This is a genomic window from Comamonas odontotermitis, from assembly GCF_040396735.1.
GTDB lineage: Bacteria > Pseudomonadota > Gammaproteobacteria > Burkholderiales > Burkholderiaceae_C > Comamonas > Comamonas odontotermitis_C.
Map to the genome: position 1 here is coordinate 99,500 of NZ_JBEBNZ010000015.1, position 17,354 is coordinate 116,853.

Here is a 17,354-nt window from a genome sequence, read left to right on the forward strand (position 1 = left end):
GCATCTTCAAGTGAATTGGCCGGCATGCATCCTCTTTGTGCACACCCGCAGTGGTGATTTCCAACCGCCCATTGTGTACCAGTCTGGCATCACGAGCGGCTTCTTCGGCTTTGCGCTGTCTTACCGTCGATAGAGCATTCAGGCCTCGTCGCCCGCGCGTTGCGGGGGGCTCTCCACGCCCAGCGCGTCACACAGCTGCTGCACGGTGGCACGCAGTTGGGCAACTTCCGCCTCCAGGGTTTCCACACGATGCTGCAGGCCGGCAGGTGCAGGTGCGCTGCCGGCTGCGCTTTGCAGCGCAGCTATATCAATGGGACCACACAGCAGATGTGCCCAGCGCTGCTCGCGCGCGCCTGCAGCGCGTGGAAGCTGCTGCACCAGCGGACCGCCTTTTTCTTCGCTGCGCTCGCGCAGTTCGTCCAGAAAGGCCTCGACCGAAGAAATGTCTGCAAAGCGGTGCCAGCGCTCGGAATTGATGCGCAGCTCCCCGGCAGTCTGCGGGCCGCGCAGCATGAGGAGCGACAGCAGCACCGCCGATTGATCGGGCACCCCCACGCCGCGCGGAAAGTTGTGCTCCCAGCGGGTGGCTCGGCTGCCGCTGATCTGCACTGCCAGCCCCTGCTGGCGCAGCTCGTCCAGCGCCTCTGCGGCTTCGCCTTCGGTCACCTCCATCACGGGGTCGCGGCTGGATTTCTGGTTGCAGCCGGTGACCAGGGCATTGAGCGTGAGCGGGTAGCTGTCCGGCACGGTCCGGGCTTTTTCCATCAGGGTGGCAAGCACACGAGCCTTGACAGGAGTCAACGGGTTTGAGCGGTGATCGAAGGGCATAAAGAGTTTCCTGAAATATTGCGCACATCGTAAACAGGTTCTGATTCCATTCCTGCTCCACCCGACTGCTTTGTAGGCATTGCCAACCGGCTCTTTCTCACCGCACTTTTCCGATGGTGTGTGGCCGCTGCAACGCCGTCACCCTGTTGAGCAGCGGCAGAACTGTGCCTACCTGCTTTCAGAAAATGGCAGAATCTGTGCGATCAATGGCATTGCTGCCAAGGCATTTTTTACGCACACTGGCGGCATGCCTTCCCCCCAGCCGTCCGCCTCAAACGCCGCCACCTGTGCCGCCCAACCAGGCCACCGCGTGGTCTGCGTGGCCTACCCGCGCGCAATGAGCCTGGACATCACCGGCCCCATGCAGGTGTTTGCCACCGCCAACGATGTGCGCAGGCGCCAGGGCATGCCAGCCTTCTACCAGCTGACTTTTGCGGGGCTGAATGCGGGGCCGGTCATGCTGTCTTGCGGACTGCAGATGGTTGCCAGCCACGGCCTGCGCCAGTTGCGCCTTGCGGCCAATACCACGGTGCTGATTCCTGGCGGAGACGGCATCGAGGACGCCCAGCACAACGCAGCGCTGCGCCAGTGGGTGCAGCGCGTGGCACCCAGGGTGCAGCGGCTCGGCTCGGTGTGCTCGGGTGCCCTGGTACTGGCGCGCGCGGGCCTGCTCGATGGCCTGCCTGCCACCACACACTGGTGTCGCCTGCAGGATCTGGCGGGGCTCGCACGCGACATCCATATCGATGGTGACCGGCTCCACACCTACGATGCCGCGCATCCACAGCAGCGGCACATCTTCACCTCGGCCGGAGTCACCTCGGGTATTGATCTGGCCATCAGCCTGGTGGAGGCTGATCTGGGCCGTGCCATGGCGCTCGCCGTAGCGCGGCAGTTGGTGATGTTTGTGCGCAGGCCGGGCGGGCAAGCCCAGTTCAGCCCATTGCTGGCCGCCGAAACCACCCAGGCGCCGCGTCTCGCGCGCCTGCTGGAATGGATTCCCAGCCGCCTGGGCGACGACCTGGGCGTCGAGCAACTCGCGGCCCAGGCCTGCCTGCCGCCGCGCACCCTGGCCCGCGTGTTCCAGCAGGAATTGGGAACCTCGCCCGGCAGGTATGTGGAGCGTGTGCGGGTCGAGGCCGCTGCCACCTTGCTGAGCCAGCGGCAGGCGTCGATTGCCACGGTGGCGCGACTGTGCGGTTTCGGTCACCCGGAAAACCTGCGCCGCAGCTTTCACAAGACGCTGGCAGTCAGTCCGCAGGCCTTTGCCGAGCGTTTTGGCGCAGGCTAGGCGGCTGGCGCTTCCTCTTTCTGCTGAAACCTGCCTTAGAGCCCACCACCAGGGCGCAAAACGCTCATTTTTTGATAACAAGGAAAGCTCCGTATGCTCGTGCGCCGCCACCCCCAACTGCTCACGCTCAGCATTGCCCAGGCGCTGTACTGGTCGTGCTCCATCATCGGCATTGCGCTTACAGCACTGGTGGGGCAGCGCCTGGCTCCATGGCCGGTGCTCGCCACCGTACCACTGACCTTGCTCGTCGCCGGCAACCTGCTGGCCATTGGCCGCCTCTCGCGCTGGATGCAACGCCATGGCCGCGCACGCGGCCTGCAATATGGCGCGCTGATAGGTGTGGCCGCTGGCCTGCTGGCTGCCTGGGCGGTGTGCATCGGCAGCTTTGCGCTGTTTTGCGGCGCCATGGTGCTGCTGGGCTGCTACCAGGCATCAGCCGGCTTCTACCGTTTTGCGGCGCTCGATGGCATGGAGCCACAGCACAAGGGCAGCGCCGCAGCCTGGGTACTGGCCGGCGGCATTGCTGCCGCCCTGCTCGCTCCCAGTCTGGCCATTCATGCCTCAGGGGCACTCTCCACGCCGATGGCGGGTGCCTATGTGGCGATTGCAACCCTCGCACTGCTGGCTTGCGCGCTGCTGCAGCTTCTTCCCGCCAGCCTGAAAGCGCCTATGGCTGGTGCAGCATCCTCTGCCTCCAATACCAGCCTTTCGCGTCGCCAGTTGTGGCAGCGCCCCGCCATTCGCCAGGCCATCATGCTCAGCGCCTGCGGTCACGGCTTGATGATTCTGGTGATGAACGCCACACCGCTGGCCATGCATGGCGCGGGACACTCGTTGGCAAACTCCACCCATGTCATCCAGTGGCATGTGCTGGGCATGTTTGTGCCGTCACTCGTTGCTGGCAAGGCGGTGGATCGGTTTGGCCCGCGTCGCATCGCCTGGCTGGGTGCAGTACTGCTGGCCATCAGCGCTACGGTGGCGCTGACAGGACAGGCGTTCCTTCCGTTTCTTGTCAGCTCCTTGCTGTTGGGTGCGGGCTGGAACCTGATGATTCTTGCAGGCACGACCCTGCTGTCGCAGGCCTGCACGCCGCAAGAGGCACCGCAAGCCCAGCCATTGATGGAATGGGCCAACAATGGCAGTGCGGCGGCCATGTCCTTCAGTTGCGGCGTACTGGTCCAGACCCTGGGCTGGCCCGCGATCAACGCGGTCATGCTGCTGGTGCTGGCAGCGCTGGCCTATTCTTTGCTGCGCCAGGCCCGTCAGCCTGCGTTGGCCGAGTGAGGCGCGCGATGCGGTTGCTCAGCGCAACTCGAGAACGCCACGCAAAAACCCCGCCTGGGCCTGCCGGGCTTGGGGCAAGTTGAACAGCGTATGTGGCGCGCCCGGAATCAAGACAATGCTTGAGACTTTGTTCATGGCCAAGGCCTCGGCGCAATGGCCTTTTGCATCCGGGTTGTCCAACCATGGGTTGGCCTTGGAAAAATACATGTCGGTGCTGCTCATGATGTTGAGCACCGGCAGCGCCTGCGGCAACTGCGAGCGGTGGGTCTGCACATGGTAGTTGTCCTCACAACTCCAGCTGAAGATCATTCGGCCCTTCTCCTGTGGCGCAAATGCTGCCTGGTAACGCGCTACCGCCACCGCGCCCTCGCTGGTACCGGCAATCACCAGCTGCTGCGGATCGGCCCAAGGCAGCCCAGGTATGGCAGCAACCGCAGCAGCCAGTTCCTGCGCGCGCATGGCGTGAATCTTTTCATAAATTTCCGGCGCGACGGGTGACTTGTAAGTCATTCGGTCGGCCAGTTGCATGGAGTCGGCGGTCAAGCTCGCAATGCCCAGCGAATCTGCGAGCCAGTGCTGCCATGTCTTGACGGCTGCAGTCACCCCCGAGGAGCCATGCACAAACACCACCAATGGCGCCTTGCCGCGCGTTGGTGGCGCACTCTTGAGCAGGCCTTCGTACATCGCACCACCGGCTACGGAAGCAGGCAGTACCACCCAGGCGTTTTCAACAGCCGCTTTCAGGCTGGCATCGGTATGCACCCAGGCTGAGCCCTGGATGGCGCCCGTTGACGTAGCCTGCTTTGGAGACGACGACTCCTGCGTGGTGAGCGATCCGTTCAATGCGCAAGCCGACAGTACGGCCACAGCACAGACGGCCATCGACATTCTGAAATAGCGATACAAATCCACCTCCTTGTGATCAGGCCCGTCACCGATCTGCCGCTTGTACGCCCGTGGAAAGCAGCCAATGCCAGCCTGGATAGCTTGTCGCCTCAAAACGCCTGACCCATACTGATCTTGATCAAGCAATAGGCCTGCCGCGGCCATTAGGAAAGCGCAGAGGCATCAAATTCAATAGCAGGTATCGCCAACAGACTGATACCAGACGGCGGCCCCCGCGTCGCGCGAGCGACTGGCAGCCCGCCCGGAGGGGCTTGCCGGGGGAGTTGCGCGCTCTACAGTGCGTTGGCAATCACATCACCAGGAGACACCATGTACACCCCATCCCCTTCATACCGCCCACACCGCATCACTGGATGGATAGCGGCAGCAGGCATTGCTTTGTGCGCAGCACCGGTGTGGGCTGGCAGCATCGAGGCTGCCGACTTCAACAGCCCGACCTTGCAACGCAGCTGGACCTACAACGTCTATCTGCCTACCGGCTATGACGCCAACAGCAAGCTGCGCTACCCGGTGATGTATCTGTTGCACGGCAATGATGGCGCGCGCAACGACTGGCCCGTCAAAGGCAACCTGCTGCAGACGGCCGACCAGTTGATCCAGACCGGCCAGATTCCGCCCGCCATCATCGTGATGCCCGATGCTGGCACCACCTGGTATGTCGATCTGAAGGAAAAGATGGAAACCGCCTTCTTCAACGACCTGGTGCCGCATGTCGAAGGCAGGTACCGTACCCTCAAGACCCGTGACGGCCGCGTGATTGGCGGCCTGTCGATGGGCGGATACGGTGCGCTGCGCTACGTGCTCAAGTACCCCGAGAAGTTCCAGGCCGCAGCGCTGCTGAGCCCGGCCATCTACAACCCTGAGCCGCCCGCGGATTCCTCAGCCCGGTTTGTGAAGGTATTTGCCGAGCCCAACACCGACGGCGCGTACAGCCGAACGGTTTGGCAAAGCTACAACTACCCGGTGCTGTGGGAGCAGTTCCTGGCCAAAAAGGTCAGCGTGCCGATGTACATCAACAGCGGTGATGACGATGAATTCATGATCGAATCCGAAGCCACCCAGCTCTACAGCCTGCTGCGCAAGAACAAGCAGCCTGCGGAGCTGCGCATCGTCAACGGCAAGCATGAATGGCCCGTGTGGGAAAGCACCGTGGGTGATGCGCTGAAGTATGTGTTCCGCACCGTACGTCGCCCGCAGGCAGACCAATAGTCACCTCGCCCCCAACGGCTTGCCGACCTGAAGCGGCCATGCAAAAAGGGATCCGGCCCGGATCCCTTTGCTGCACCCCAGTGGGGCTTACAGATTGCCGACCATCTGCTCCGGCACCACCCACTGGTCGAACTGCTCGGCCGTCACATGGCCGCTGGCAATCGCCGCATCACGCAGGCTGGAGCCTTCCTTGTGCGCCTTCTTGGCGATGAAAGCTGCCTTGTCGTAGCCGATGTGGGTGTTCAGCGCCGTCACCAGCATCAGCGAACGCCCGACCAGCTCTGCAATGCGCTCGCGGTTGGGCTCGATCCCCACGGCGCAATGGTCATTGAAGCTGACCATGCCATCGGCCAGCAGCCGCACGCTTTGCAGGAAGTTGTGCGCCACCAGCGGACGGAACACATTGAGTTCGAAATTGCCCGATGCGCCCCCAAAGTTGATGGCCACGTCGTTGCCAAACACCTGGGCGCACAGCATGGTCATGGCTTCGCACTGCGTGGGGTTGACCTTGCCGGGCATGATGGAGGAGCCCGGTTCGTTCTCGGGAATGGAGAGCTCGCCCAGGCCGCTACGCGGGCCACTGGCCAGCCACCGCACATCGTTAGCAATCTTCATCAGGCTGGCAGCCAAAGTCTTGAGGGCGCCATGCGCATGCACCAGGCCATCGCAACTGGCCAGCGATTCAAACTTGTTGGGTGAGGTGATGAAGGGGTAGCCGGTGATGGCCGCCAGCTCCTGGGCCACGCCTTCCGCATAGCCCTTGGGCGCATTCAAGCCCGTGCCCACCGCCGTGCCGCCCAGCGCCAGCTCGTACAAATGCGGCAGTGCAGCCTTGATGTGGCGCTCGCCGTGCTCCAGCTGCGCCACCCACCCTGAAATCTCCTGCCCCAGTGTCAATGGCGTGGCATCCTGCAGATGGGTGCGGCCGATCTTGACGATGTCGGCAAATTCGGTGCTCTTGGCCTTGAGTGTACGGTGCAGTTGCGCAATCGCAGGCAGCAGCTTTTGCTCAATGGCCGTCACCGCCGCCACATGCATGGCCGTGGGATAGACGTCGTTGCTCGACTGGCTCTTGTTCACATCGTCATTGGGGTGCACCAGGCGTGATTCGCCGCGCTCACCGCCGAGCAGCTCGCTCGCACGGTTGGCCAGCACCTCGTTGACATTCATGTTGGTCTGCGTACCCGAGCCCGTCTGCCACACCACCAGCGGAAACTCATCCGGGTGCTGGCCTGCAATCACTTCATCGGCAGCAGCCACGATGGCCTGGGTTTTCCTTTCGTCCAGCAGGCCCAGCTTGTGGTTGACCGTGGCAGAAGCCCTCTTCACCTGGGCCAGCGCGTGAATGATCTCGCGCGGCTGATGTTCACCACTGATGTTGAAGTTCTGGATCGAGCGCTGTGTCTGCGCGCCCCATAGCTTGTTGCTGGGCACATCAATCAAACCGAACGTATCTTTTTCCTGCCGAACCGCCGCCATGAAATGACTCCTGATGAAAATGATGATTCCTGACCCTGTGCTCAGCCCTTGCCCAACTCACGCCAGCTCTTTTCGCTGATGGCAACACCGAACTTTCTGGCCGCACTCCGTATGCGCGACCATGCACGGTCACGCTCATCATCGCTGACATCGTCCACCTGGTTGAAACGGGCAACCGCGTTGCGCACATGGGATGCGTCTTCCAGCGGCAATTTCCGCTGGCGGGAAAAGGCGAATTCGCCAGCGGGCAACGCATTGCGGTGCCTGGTATCCAGTTCACTCATGGCAACCTCCCTGGTCCTTGAGCCGCGGGGCAGCTATCGCAGCCATCACCACTGGCGACTCCTTCCCATTGCACCATGTCCTGGGCGAGCCCGCCTGACAGGAAATGCCGTCAATTCAAACAGTACTGATCTCCCATCCGCCAATCCAGGAGACCAACGTCGGTTACAAATTTCGACCTGCGCATGGCGTCATCCATGAATAATCGGCTGCACCACCTGCCCCTAGGGCACTAGCCATACTCAGCCCCAAATCAAGGAATTTCATGCGCAGTTCTCGTTCATCCATCGCCTCCCGGTATACCGCCCGCGCCGTTGCAGCTTGTCTGATTGCAGCAGCCATACCGCTGACCGCGTCCGCACTCGACTACCCCGCCCGCAAGGCGGGCCTGTGGCAGATCACCACCAATGGCACCACCGGGGCCACCAAGAACCCCGAGCAGGTAACGCTGCAGTGTGTGGACAAGGCCAGCGACCAGGCACTCCAGAAGATGGGGGCAGGCATGATGGCCGGCATGAAATGCGAGAAAAATGACAGCGCCAAGGAAGGCAACAAGTATGTGGGCCACTCCATCTGCCAGATGGGACCTTCCAAGCTGGAATCCAAAAGCGTGATGTCCGGCGATTTCGAGCAGGAATACACGATGACTGCCGAATCGACCTTCAGCCCGCCAATGGCCGGCATCTCAGGCAGCAAGACCACCATGGCTGCCAAATGGATCGGGCCCTGCAAGGCAGACCAGAAGCCGGGGGACGTGATCGTCAATGGACAAAAGATGAACCTGCTGAACATGGGCGGCAAGCAGTGAAGCCCGCGGCAGACGCCGCCGGGACACAGCACAGGACACCTCCGGGTGTCCTTTTTTGTCACCTATACCAGCCGGCAGCCCGCCGCAGGCCACATTTCGTGCCATGTATTCCTGACAGTCTTATAGAAGAGTTGTCGGGCTTTGTCTGCACGGGAATCCGAGTAGCGCCGATAATTAGCGGGTTTTCCCGCGCCAGCCAGGCGCCCCCATAACCCGAGAAGCTTCACGATGACCACCTCCATCCGTCAGCAGGACCTGATCGACTCGATCGCAGGCGCCCTCCAGTACATCAGCTACTACCACACGCCCGACTTCATTCAGCACCTGGCCCGCGCCTATGAGCGCGAGCAGAGCCCCGCTGCCAAGGACGCGATGGCGCAGATCCTGACCAACTCGAAGATGAGCGCCACCGGCCAGCGCCCCATCTGCCAGGACACCGGTATCGTGAACGTGTTCCTCAAGGTGGGCATGGGTGTCAAATGGGAAGGCTTCACCATGGGGCTGGAAGACGCCATCAACGAAGGCGTGCGCCGCGGCTACAACCACCCCGACAACACGCTGCGCGCCTCGGTCGTGGCCGACCCGCAGTTCGCCCGCAAGAACACCAAGGACAACACGCCTGCCGTCATCAATGTGCAGATCGTGCCCGGCGACAAGCTCGACGTGACCGTGGCAGCCAAGGGCGGCGGCTCGGAGAACAAGTCCAAGATGATCATGATGAACCCGAGCGACAACCTCGTCGACTGGGTTCTGAAAACCGTACCCACCATGGGCGCTGGCTGGTGCCCACCGGGCATGCTGGGCATCGGCATCGGAGGTACTGCAGAGAAGGCTGTCCTCTTGGCCAAGGAAAGCCTGATGGAAGACCTGGACATGTACGAACTGCAGCAAAAGGCGGCCCGGGGTGAAAAGCTCGATCAGGTCGAGGAACTGCGTCTGGAACTCTTCGAAAAGGTCAATGCCCTGGGCATTGGCGCGCAAGGCCTGGGTGGCCTGACCACGGTGCTGGACGTCAAGATCGCCATGTACCCCACGCACGCGGCCTCCAAGCCCGTGGCCATGATCCCCAACTGTGCAGCCACGCGCCACGCCCATTTCGTGATGGACGGCTCGGGCCCCGTGTACCTGGAAGCACCTTCGCTGGACCTGTGGCCCAAGATCGAATGGGCCCCCGACTACAACAAGTCCAAGCGCGTCGATCTGAACACCCTGACCAAGGAAGAAGTGGCCAGCTGGAAACCCGGCGACACCATCTTGCTCAACGGCAAGATGCTCACCGGCCGCGACGCAGCGCACAAGCGCATCCAGGACATGCTGGCCAAGGGCGAAAAGCTGCCTGTGGACTTCACCAACCGCGTGATCTACTACGTGGGCCCCGTAGACCCCGTACGTGATGAAGTCGTCGGCCCTGCAGGCCCCACCACCGCCACCCGCATGGACAAATTCACCGACATGATGCTGTCCAAGACCGGCCTGATCGCGATGATCGGCAAGTCCGAGCGCGGCCCGGTCGCCATCGAGGCCATCAAAAACCACAAGAGTGCCTACCTGATGGCCGTGGGCGGTGCCGCCTACCTCGTCTCCAAGGCCATCAAGCACGCCAAGGTCGTGGGCTTTGAAGACCTGGGCATGGAAGCCATCTACGAATTTGACGTGGTCGACATGCCCGTGACCGTGGCTGTCGATGCCGGCGGCACCAGCGCCCACAATACCGGCCCCGCCGAGTGGAGCAAGCGCATCGCCTCGGGCGAGTTCAAGGGCATTGCCCTGGCCGGCGCCTGATGCGCTGAGCTGCCCAGCACCGGAGTGAACAGGACCGCCTTTGGGCGGTTTTGTTCTTTTTGGAGGATGTGCCAGGCGCCTGCAGCCAGCCCATGCCGTCGCAGAGCCAGCACGCTGAATTGCACCCGGTTACGCAACAGGAGGGAACCTGCGGTACAACGCCTTGTCCAATAGGCTCTTTCACGACCAGGATCACCGCCCATGACCGCTGACGAAATCCGCGCTACATTGACGATTTGCCTGCTGGCATCCTTTGCCGATGGCGAGAAACATGACCGCGAACGCGAGCAGATCCGCCAGGTAGCGGAAGGATTGGCCGGTGACCATCAGGTGAACCTGCCCAGCCTGTACCAGGATGTACTGCTGCGCCGGGTGCAATTGGCCGATGTGCAAGCACAGCTCACCAGTGCCGATTCGCGCCAGCTGGCATACGAAATGGCCGTGTGCGTGTGCGAGGCTGACGGCCAGACCAGCGCCAAGGAAGAAGCCTTTCTCGCATCGCTGCGGCAAGCCTGGCAGCTCGGTGGCAATACTGCTAGCGCGGCCGCTACAACGGCAGCAAGCCCTGCGCCAATGACGCCCCCGACTTTTGAGCGCGAGGCCCAAACCATTGCCGAGGCTCCGCTCAGGGCAGCCGCACCCGAAGGGGCTGTGCCTGTTGCCATCGGCAGTGGCCCGGTTCCGCACCCGGCAGCTGTCGATACCCTGCCCAGCGGAGCCGACCAGCGCCGCCCCAGCCAGTTGGCCGCAGCCGAGATGGACAGCAAGATTCTCAAGGCGTCGATTCTGAACGGCGCCATCGAGCTGCTGCCAGAAAACCTCTCCACCCTCGCCATCATTCCGCTGCAGATGCGATTGGTCTACCAGATTGGCCAGAGCTACGGCTATGAACTGGACCGTGGCCACATCAAGGACCTGCTGGCTGCACTGGGTGTCGGCCTGACATCGCAGTACCTGGAGCAAGCTGGCCGCAAGCTGCTCGGCGGCCTGCTGGGCAAGGCTGGCAAAGGCCTGTTGGGCGGGCTGGGCCGCCAGGCCGTCAGCAGCGGCATGAGCTTTGCCAGCACCTACGCGCTCGGCCATGTGGCCAACCAGTACTATGCAGGAGGCCGCCAGTTGTCCACCGAGATGCTGAAAAACGCCTACCAGCATGTGATGCAGGACGGACGCGTGCTGCAGGAGCGCTACCTGCCGCAGATGCAGGAGACCGCGCGCGGGCTGAATACGGCCAAGATCATGCAGATGGTGCGGGGGGCCTAAATACCTACGCGTTCATGCCCAGGCTGCCTGCGGCATACTCGGCAGCTCGCTTTTTTGCCCCCGCAACATGATCGATCTGCCCTTCTCCCAAGCCTGTGAAAACAACCGAGAGCCGATCCTGGCCGTGCTGCGCGATGCGATGGCGCAGCAGCGCCATGTCCTGGAGATTGGCTCGGGCACGGGCCAGCACAGCGTGTACTTTGCGCCTCAGTTGCCGCAGCTGGTGTGGCAAACCAGCGATCTGCCCGAGCACCATGCAGGCATCCAGGCCTGGCATGCCGCGCACCCGGCGCCCAATCTGCGCGCGCCGCTGCCACTGGATCTGAACACGGCGCAGTGGCCCCAGACAGTAGACGGCACCTTTGACGCCGTTTTCACGGCCAATACCTTGCACATCATTGCGTGGCCCCTGGTGGAAAAGCTGGTGGCTCTTGTGGGTGCACACCTGCCCGTGGACGGAATCTTTGCCGTCTATGGCCCTTTCAACTATGGAGGCCAGTTCACCAGCGACAGTAACCGTGCCTTCGACGCCTGGCTGCGCCAGCGCGATGCGCAAAGCGGAATCCGCCACTTTGAGGATGTGCTAGCGCTCGCCCGACACCATGGCCTGCAGCTGCTGCAAGACCGTGCCATGCCAGCCAACAACCGCACGCTGGTGTTCCAGCGCCAGGGCGAATGATGGCAATGCAAGACGATCTGCAGCATTGGCAGGCACATTGCCAGCAACTGGCCGTGCAGGAGATGGACCAGGACGCGGCCCACGACACTTCGCACCTGCAGCGCGTATGGGGAAATGCGCAGCAGCTGCTGCAACACTACCCGCAGGCTGATGCATTGGTGGTGCTGGCTGCCTGCTATTTGCATGATGTGGTGAACCTGCCCAAAAGCCACCCCGATCGCGCGCAGGCATCACGCATGGCTGCCAAGCGGGCCTCCGCGCTGCTGCTCGCCCAGGGCTTTCCCGTAGAGAAGCTGGAGTCCGTGGTCCATGCCATTGAAGCCCACAGCTTTTCTGCCCGGATCACGCCCGCCACCCTGGAGGCACAGATCGTGCAGGATGCCGACCGGCTTGATGCCCTGGGCCCTGTGGGCCTGGCGCGCATGTTCCATATCGGCGGCCAGTTGGGCCGCACGCTGGCGCATGCAACAGATCCGCTTGCCACAGAGCGCCCCCTGAACGACCAGCAGTTCACGCTCGACCACATCGCCGCCAAGCTACTGCAGTTACCACCCACCATGCAGACCGCAGCGGGCAGGCAGGAAGCAGAGCGGCGCGCGCAGTGGATCGCAGATTTTCGCAAGGCCTTCGTGCAGCAGTGGAACGCAGCCCCAACCGCCCAGGCGCAGGGCTGACCGGAGCACCGCAGCGCCCGCCCGTCGTCCATCGCCTGAAAAGCAAAAGGCCTGCATCACCATGCAGGCCTTTCATCATCAGGCAGCGGCGCTTACTTCTTGAGGCACTCGCTCATGAAAGCCTTGCGCTCGTCACCCTTCTTGCCGGTGGCGTCCACGTTGCAGGCCTTCATTCGTTCCTGCTGGCGCTTGCGGCCGTCAGACAGGCAGCTGGACATGAACTGCTTGCGGTCGTCGCCCTTGAGTTCCTTGGTCTTGGCTTCGGTGTTGCAGGTGCCCATCAGCTGCTGTTGCGCGGTTGGAGCCTTGTCGGCAGCCAAGGCAAACTGGGATGCCAGCGCGATACCGGCGAGAACGATGAGTTTTTTCATGGAATAGGCTCTTTTAAAAACTACGCCGAAGACCAGCGCAGGCGCATTTCGGCACAAGTTGCACGCGCTGTCAATGGGCCATACGTGCTCTGCCTACCAAGAACTACATTTTGCGAAAATTTTTTCGCCATAGACATAAAAAAAAGCAGCCACACGGGCTGCTTCACGGTGATGTTGCACATGGCTCAGTCAACCAGGCCCACGTAGACGTGCTGCACGTCGTCGTCGTTTTCAAGACCTGCCAGAAAGGCCTGCACTTCTTCCTGCGCCTCGGGGGGCAAGCCACCCATGCTCACGGGGTTCTTGGCCTTGTAGCCGAGCTTGGCAGACAGCACCTTGATGCCTTGCTCAGGCAGCGCCTTGCTCACGGTGTCCAGGTCGGTGGGCTCGGTGATGAACAGGGTCACACCCTCTTCCTCGCCCGGCTCGAAATCCTGCGCGCCCGCTTCAATGGCGGCCAGCTCCACATCTGCGCCGTTTTCAGCTTCGCCTTCAACCATGCCGACATGGTCAAAATCCCAGGCCACTGCCGTCAACTGCCCCTTGCGGAAGCACACACGCATATTGGGAGCGGTGCGGTTGGGATTGTCGGTCAGGCATTCCACCATCACCGGCACACGGTGCGGAGCATAGCCTTCGAACAGCACGGTCGAGTAATTGACCGCGTCCGCCCCTGCGCCAGAGCCCTTCTTGATGGCACGCTCGAGCGTATCCTTGGGCATGGATGCCTTGCGGGCAGCTTCCACCGCCATGCGCAGGCGCGAGTTGCTGGCCGGGTCTCCACCGCCCAGGCGTGCGGCCACGGTGATTTCCTTGACCAGTTTGCCGAAGAGTTTGCCTTTGGCATCGGCGACCAGCGCCTTGCCCTTTGCTTTCCATTGCGCGCCCATGGCTGCGATTTCCTTGTTGTTGGTTTGGCAGCGCGAGAGCTGCGGATGGTGCGCCTTCGTGCCGAAGCCGCTCCCATTTGACGAAGGCAAATTTATACACCCGCGCCCATTGTCCTGCTTGCACAACGGCCAGAGGCTGAGTCAGGATTATGGGTCAAAGCAACAGATATTCTGCATCGAATCATTCCTATATTTCTACATTAAAGCGCCCTAAATCAATGCGCTTATAGCTATCTTTTTTGATATTTTTATCACGAGGCACAATGCAGATATGGCAGTTTTGCAAAATCTGTGGGGCTGGGTCAAACACCAGCGCATCCCCTTGCTGTGCACGGCGGCGGGGTTGGTGCTGTCTTTTGTCTTCCTGGGCCTGCCTGGCTTTGCAAGTTACTGGCCGGCCGAGCAGCTGTTCCGCCTGGCGGGCGACGCAGCCTTGCTTGATCGCATCCAGGACGACAAGCTGTGGCCGGTGCTCATCTCGGCCAGCTTTCTGCAAGCATTGCTGATCATCCCCGCCCACTGCCTGTTGCGCCGCTGGCGGCCCACCTTGCCTCGCGCCTTGCATGTGGCAGCCACCGTGCTGTTGGTGCTCGCTGTCAGCATCGCTTCCACATCGCTGATGCTGTTGGCCCAGGTGGATGCATAGGTACCCGGGCCTGCCTACAATCTGCGGCACCTTGTTGACAGACAGCATACACGGCCATGCCTACTCCCACCTCTCCCATTGGCGTCTTTGACAGCGGCATCGGCGGCCTGAGTGTGCTGCAGGCCTTGCGCGAAGTACTGCCCGGTGAGCGCTTTGTGTACCTGGCCGACAGCGGCAATGCGCCCTATGGCGAGCGCGGCGACGCCTTTGTGCAGGCGCGCAGTGCCCGCATCACCGACTGGATGCGCAGCCAGCACGATGTGAAGGCCCTGGTCATCGCCTGCAACACCGCCACGGCAGCGGCCATCGACGGACTGCGCGATGGCAACACCGGCCTGCCCATCATTGGTGTGGAGCCTGCACTCAAACCTGCCGCCCTGCACAGCAAAACCCACAAGGTGGGGGTGATTGCCACGCAAGGCACAGTGAGCAGCCATCGCTTTGCCGCACTGCAAGCCGCCAATTCGGCGCATACGCAATTTGTGGTGCAGGCCTGTGCGGGCCTTGCGCGGGCCATTGAGGACAGCACACGCCCCAGTATTCCTGCCTCTCAGAACGCTACACAAATAACAGCACTTTGCGCGCAATACACAAGCGCCATGGGCAGGTTTGGCTCAGAGCCTGGCCAAATCGACACCCTGGTGCTGGGCTGCACGCATTACGTATTCGCAGCCGATACCCTGCGCAGTCTGGTGGGCCCCGAAGTCACCCTGGTCGACACCGGCACCCCAGTGGCCCGGCGCACCTACAGCCTGCTGCATGCCACCGGCATGCTGCGCAAGCAGGACGTGGAGGCAGGGGCTGCGGCGCTAGAGGCCTGCCAGCTCTTCACCACAGGCGATGTTTCCGCTCTGCGCCATGCCGCAGAGCAATGGCTGGGTTTGCCAGCGACATGCGCCAGTTCAGCGATCATCGCCTGAATCGTCGCTGTCTCGGGCATCTTTCCACAACCGCTTGCCGCCAGCATCCAGCCAGGTCAGATACAGCCGCGTCTCCAGTTCCAATTGGTGGTAGGCAGGTTCCATGTATTCGCACAATTGATAGAACGACTTGTTGTGGTCGGTTTCACGCAGATGGGCGAGCTCATGCACTGCAATCATCCGCAGAAATGGCTCGGGTGCATGCTTGAAGAGGCTGACAATGCGAATCTCATGCCGCGACTGGGTTTTACCACCATGGTTCTTGCCACTGCGCATGTGGATGCCCAGCGCCTGGTACACCAGTTGCAGCTTGCTGTCATAGACCACCTTGGCCAGCGGCGCGGCATTGCGCATGTACTCGGTCTTCAATCCGGTCACATAGCCGTGCAATGCCTTGTCCGAGCGCATCTGGTGCGCCTGTGGGTGGCGCTGCAGCAACCAGTCGCCCAGCTTGCCCGATTGCACCAGGCCCATCGCCTGCTGCTGCAGACTGGGCGGGTAGGCTTGCAGATAGGGCAATGGAACAGAGGAAGTCATGGCTGGAAAGCAGCCAAGGCAGCACGCGGCTGCCCTGGTCAGAAAAACAAAACTACAAGATTGATAGCTGTCAGCGCCCATCCATCGGGCGCCAACACCCTATTCAATGCAGATGACGGGGGCGGCGGCCACCGCCATGCCCGCCCGAGCCGCCGGCACCACGCGGCGGCTTGCCGATCTCCAGCGAATCAACCAGAGCATCAAACCGCTGGCTGAACAGCTTGTCGATCTCGCCTACAACGCCCTGCAGCTCGCTCGCATCAAAGTGGCGCTCCATCATGTTGACGACATCCTGCACCAGCATGTCGCGCTGCACCTGCATGATGGCGGCGGGCGTCGGGCCGACGAACAGCATCATGAAGTCATCGCGCGACTCTGCACTGCGGTCCTGGTCTTCGTCGTCGAACTCGGCGTCGTAGAACGTGACCTCGATGGCCGCGCCCTGCTCGGCCAGCTCGTTCAGGTTCATGCACATGTCATCGAGCGCCTGGCGGAAATCGTCGTCACCGCGTACCGTCCAGCACATCTGCAGGATATGGTCCTTGGGCTCGAACAGGATGCCGGGCTCTTCCTCGTAGGCGCTTTCGGCACCATCGACCAGCGACTTGGCACCCGCATACTGCCACAGGGGCTTCAAGGCCTCCTGCAACTGGTCGAAGCCGACATCGGCCCGCAGCAACACCTGGCCGTGGACATGGATCTCAAAGGGTGGGTTGTAACTGGGCATGTTCTGTACCTTCCTCAATCGGAGCCGCCGCTTGCGCCAGCTGCTCCACACTAGATGACACGGCACGCCGCATCGCCGTTGCGCAGGCCGCCCACCCGAGCGGCGCTGCATCCACACTATCAGGCATTGTGCCCGGTTTGTCGATGACAGCCGAAGAAAAAGCCAACAGGGCAGGCCTGTTGGCTTCGCTTGACTGGTGCCTCGGGCCGGGATCGAACCGGCACGCCACTTTCGCGGCACGGGATTTTAAGTCCCGGGTGTCTACCAATTTCACCACCGAGGCAGCACATCCGCGTATTCTAGCGGGGCAAGCCCTGCAGTTTGGCGATTTGTAGGCCGATAACAAAAAAGGAAGCCGAGGCTTCCTTCTTGTCGTGTTGGAGCGGGAAAACGGTCTCGAACCGTCGACCTCAACCTTGGCAAGGTTGCGCTCTACCAACTGAGCTATTCCCGCATTGCCAGCATGATCTGCATCACACCAGCCTTGAAACTGGAGCGGGAAAACGGTCTCGAACCGTCGACCTCAACCTTGGCAAGGTTGCGCTCTACCAACTGAGCTATTCCCGCATTGCCAGCATGATCTGCATCACACCAGCCTTGAAACTGGAGCGGGAAAACGGTCTCGAACCGTCGACCTCAACCTTGGCAAGGTTGCGCTCTACCAACTGAGCTATTCCCGCAAAAATGTTCGTTTTTCCACGAACCCAAAACATACTGACAAGCATCTTCTGGAGGCGCGAACCAGAGTCGAACTGGTCTAACCGGATTTGCAATCCGGGGC

General features: G+C 61.8%; 18 protein-coding genes and 4 tRNA genes. 10 read left to right on the forward strand and 12 right to left on the reverse strand.

The features are described 5' to 3' along the window. Positions 1–138 precede the first annotated feature (138 nt). Positions 139–828, reverse strand: coding sequence for a YceH family protein (locus tag ACH2DG_RS14190; protein ID WP_395026917.1), 690 nt, complete (start codon positions 826–828; stop codon positions 139–141). Positions 829–1,075: 247 nt separating this feature from the next. Between ACH2DG_RS14190 and ACH2DG_RS14195 the strand changes: the two genes are divergently transcribed. Then, entirely contained in the window at positions 1,076–2,119 is a 1,044-nt protein-coding gene (locus ACH2DG_RS14195; protein ID WP_395026918.1) for a GlxA family transcriptional regulator, read from the forward strand. 93 nt (positions 2,120–2,212) lie between these two features. Further along, entirely contained in the window at positions 2,213–3,403 is a 1,191-nt protein-coding gene (locus ACH2DG_RS14200; protein WP_395026920.1) for an MFS transporter, read from the forward strand. A gap of 18 nt (positions 3,404–3,421) precedes the next feature. Here the strand turns inward: ACH2DG_RS14200 and ACH2DG_RS14205 are convergent, their stop codons facing one another. Beyond that, positions 3,422–4,309 (reverse strand): alpha/beta hydrolase, encoded by an 888-nt coding sequence (locus ACH2DG_RS14205; protein ID WP_395026921.1) that lies wholly within the window; start codon positions 4,307–4,309, stop codon positions 3,422–3,424. A gap of 309 nt (positions 4,310–4,618) precedes the next feature. Here ACH2DG_RS14205 and ACH2DG_RS14210 point away from each other — a divergent pair, with 309 nt between their 5' ends. Then, entirely contained in the window at positions 4,619–5,518 is a 900-nt protein-coding gene (locus tag ACH2DG_RS14210; protein ID WP_395026923.1) for an alpha/beta hydrolase, read from the forward strand. Positions 5,519–5,605: 87 nt separating this feature from the next. Here ACH2DG_RS14210 and fumC read toward each other — a convergent pair whose 3' ends face one another. Continuing rightward, the gene (gene fumC / locus ACH2DG_RS14215) at positions 5,606–6,997 is read right to left on the reverse strand and encodes a class II fumarate hydratase (RefSeq protein WP_395026924.1); all 1,392 of its coding nucleotides are present in this window, start codon (positions 6,995–6,997) and stop codon (positions 5,606–5,608) included. Positions 6,998–7,038: 41 nt separating this feature from the next. After that, positions 7,039–7,281 carry a DUF6582 domain-containing protein gene (locus tag ACH2DG_RS14220; protein WP_395026925.1) on the reverse strand — a complete coding sequence of 81 codons (243 nt, stop codon included), beginning with the start codon at positions 7,279–7,281 and terminating at the stop codon, positions 7,039–7,041. 263 nt (positions 7,282–7,544) lie between these two features. Here ACH2DG_RS14220 and ACH2DG_RS14225 point away from each other — a divergent pair, with 263 nt between their 5' ends. The 5 genes from ACH2DG_RS14225 (at position 7,545) to ACH2DG_RS14245 (ending at position 12,482) form a co-directional block, all read left to right on the forward strand. Next, entirely contained in the window at positions 7,545–8,087 is a 543-nt protein-coding gene (locus ACH2DG_RS14225; protein WP_395026926.1) for a DUF3617 domain-containing protein, read from the forward strand. 228 nt (positions 8,088–8,315) lie between these two features. Then, positions 8,316–9,869 (forward strand): fumarate hydratase, encoded by a 1,554-nt coding sequence (locus ACH2DG_RS14230; protein ID WP_395026927.1) that lies wholly within the window; start codon positions 8,316–8,318, stop codon positions 9,867–9,869. Positions 9,870–10,070: 201 nt separating this feature from the next. After that, complete coding sequence (locus ACH2DG_RS14235; RefSeq protein WP_395026928.1) at positions 10,071–11,129, forward strand: YcjF family protein; 1,059 nt, start codon at positions 10,071–10,073, stop codon at positions 11,127–11,129. Positions 11,130–11,196: 67 nt separating this feature from the next. After that, positions 11,197–11,808 carry a DUF938 domain-containing protein gene (locus ACH2DG_RS14240; protein WP_395026930.1) on the forward strand — a complete coding sequence of 204 codons (612 nt, stop codon included), beginning with the start codon at positions 11,197–11,199 and terminating at the stop codon, positions 11,806–11,808. A 5-nt stretch (positions 11,809–11,813) separates the two neighbouring features. Continuing rightward, entirely contained in the window at positions 11,814–12,482 is a 669-nt protein-coding gene (locus ACH2DG_RS14245) for an HD domain-containing protein (RefSeq protein WP_395026937.1), read from the forward strand. 92 nt (positions 12,483–12,574) lie between these two features. On the opposite strand, the gene ACH2DG_RS14250 is transcribed toward ACH2DG_RS14245, so the two are convergent. Both ACH2DG_RS14250 and ACH2DG_RS14255 read right to left on the reverse strand, forming a co-directional pair. Then, positions 12,575–12,853 carry a PsiF family protein gene (locus tag ACH2DG_RS14250; protein WP_224149958.1) on the reverse strand — a complete coding sequence of 93 codons (279 nt, stop codon included), beginning with the start codon at positions 12,851–12,853 and terminating at the stop codon, positions 12,575–12,577. A 185-nt stretch (positions 12,854–13,038) separates the two neighbouring features. Further along, entirely contained in the window at positions 13,039–13,743 is a 705-nt protein-coding gene (locus ACH2DG_RS14255; protein WP_395026938.1) for a YebC/PmpR family DNA-binding transcriptional regulator, read from the reverse strand. 271 nt (positions 13,744–14,014) lie between these two features. On the opposite strand from ACH2DG_RS14255, the gene ACH2DG_RS14260 reads away from it, so the two are divergent. Next, entirely contained in the window at positions 14,015–14,389 is a 375-nt protein-coding gene (locus ACH2DG_RS14260) for a hypothetical protein (RefSeq protein WP_395026932.1), read from the forward strand. 56 nt (positions 14,390–14,445) lie between these two features. Next, positions 14,446–15,309 carry a glutamate racemase gene (murI, locus tag ACH2DG_RS14265; protein WP_395026933.1) on the forward strand — a complete coding sequence of 288 codons (864 nt, stop codon included), beginning with the start codon at positions 14,446–14,448 and terminating at the stop codon, positions 15,307–15,309. Here murI and ACH2DG_RS14270 read toward each other — a convergent pair. The 6 genes from ACH2DG_RS14270 to ACH2DG_RS14295 all read right to left on the reverse strand — a co-directional run bounded on the left by ACH2DG_RS14270 (position 15,292) and on the right by ACH2DG_RS14295 (position 17,253). Continuing rightward, positions 15,292–15,846 (reverse strand): YgjP-like metallopeptidase domain-containing protein, encoded by a 555-nt coding sequence (locus tag ACH2DG_RS14270; protein WP_395026935.1) that lies wholly within the window; start codon positions 15,844–15,846, stop codon positions 15,292–15,294. The two genes, murI and ACH2DG_RS14270, sit on opposite strands and share 18 nt — an antisense overlap. A 103-nt stretch (positions 15,847–15,949) precedes the next feature. Further along, entirely contained in the window at positions 15,950–16,573 is a 624-nt protein-coding gene (locus ACH2DG_RS14275; protein WP_184707490.1) for a DUF6806 family protein, read from the reverse strand. Positions 16,574–16,767: 194 nt separating this feature from the next. Continuing rightward, a tRNA-Leu gene (locus tag ACH2DG_RS14280) sits at positions 16,768–16,856 on the reverse strand. Positions 16,857–16,951: 95 nt separating this feature from the next. After that, positions 16,952–17,027 (reverse strand) — tRNA-Gly (locus ACH2DG_RS14285). Between the two features lie 37 nt (positions 17,028–17,064). Continuing rightward, a tRNA-Gly gene (locus ACH2DG_RS14290) sits at positions 17,065–17,140 on the reverse strand. 37 nt (positions 17,141–17,177) lie between these two features. Further along, a tRNA-Gly gene (locus tag ACH2DG_RS14295) sits at positions 17,178–17,253 on the reverse strand. Between the last annotated feature and the right edge of the window lie 101 nt (positions 17,254–17,354).

Excerpts from the sequence above, each read along its gene's own strand:
- ACH2DG_RS14190 (WP_395026917.1), bottom strand. The coding sequence starts at position 828 with ATGCCCTTCGATCACCGCTCAAACCCGTTGACTCCTGTCAAGGCTCGT.
- ACH2DG_RS14195 (WP_395026918.1), top strand. The coding sequence starts at position 1,076 with ATGCCTTCCCCCCAGCCGTCCGCCTCAAACGCCGCCACCTGTGCCGCC.
- ACH2DG_RS14200 (WP_395026920.1), top strand. The coding sequence starts at position 2,213 with ATGCTCGTGCGCCGCCACCCCCAACTGCTCACGCTCAGCATTGCCCAG.
- ACH2DG_RS14210 (WP_395026923.1), top strand. The coding sequence starts at position 4,619 with ATGTACACCCCATCCCCTTCATACCGCCCACACCGCATCACTGGATGG.
- fumC (WP_395026924.1), bottom strand. The coding sequence starts at position 6,997 with ATGGCGGCGGTTCGGCAGGAAAAAGATACGTTCGGTTTGATTGATGTG.
- ACH2DG_RS14220 (WP_395026925.1), bottom strand. The coding sequence starts at position 7,281 with ATGAGTGAACTGGATACCAGGCACCGCAATGCGTTGCCCGCTGGCGAA.
- ACH2DG_RS14225 (WP_395026926.1), top strand. The coding sequence starts at position 7,545 with ATGCGCAGTTCTCGTTCATCCATCGCCTCCCGGTATACCGCCCGCGCC.
- ACH2DG_RS14230 (WP_395026927.1), top strand. The coding sequence starts at position 8,316 with ATGACCACCTCCATCCGTCAGCAGGACCTGATCGACTCGATCGCAGGC.
- ACH2DG_RS14235 (WP_395026928.1), top strand. The coding sequence starts at position 10,071 with ATGACCGCTGACGAAATCCGCGCTACATTGACGATTTGCCTGCTGGCA.
- ACH2DG_RS14240 (WP_395026930.1), top strand. The coding sequence starts at position 11,197 with ATGATCGATCTGCCCTTCTCCCAAGCCTGTGAAAACAACCGAGAGCCG.
- ACH2DG_RS14245 (WP_395026937.1), top strand. The coding sequence starts at position 11,814 with ATGCAAGACGATCTGCAGCATTGGCAGGCACATTGCCAGCAACTGGCC.
- ACH2DG_RS14250 (WP_224149958.1), bottom strand. The coding sequence starts at position 12,853 with ATGAAAAAACTCATCGTTCTCGCCGGTATCGCGCTGGCATCCCAGTTT.
- ACH2DG_RS14255 (WP_395026938.1), bottom strand. The coding sequence starts at position 13,743 with ATGGGCGCGCAATGGAAAGCAAAGGGCAAGGCGCTGGTCGCCGATGCC.
- ACH2DG_RS14260 (WP_395026932.1), top strand. The coding sequence starts at position 14,015 with ATGGCAGTTTTGCAAAATCTGTGGGGCTGGGTCAAACACCAGCGCATC.
- murI (WP_395026933.1), top strand. The coding sequence starts at position 14,446 with ATGCCTACTCCCACCTCTCCCATTGGCGTCTTTGACAGCGGCATCGGC.
- ACH2DG_RS14270 (WP_395026935.1), bottom strand. The coding sequence starts at position 15,846 with ATGACTTCCTCTGTTCCATTGCCCTATCTGCAAGCCTACCCGCCCAGT.
- ACH2DG_RS14275 (WP_184707490.1), bottom strand. The coding sequence starts at position 16,573 with ATGCCCAGTTACAACCCACCCTTTGAGATCCATGTCCACGGCCAGGTG.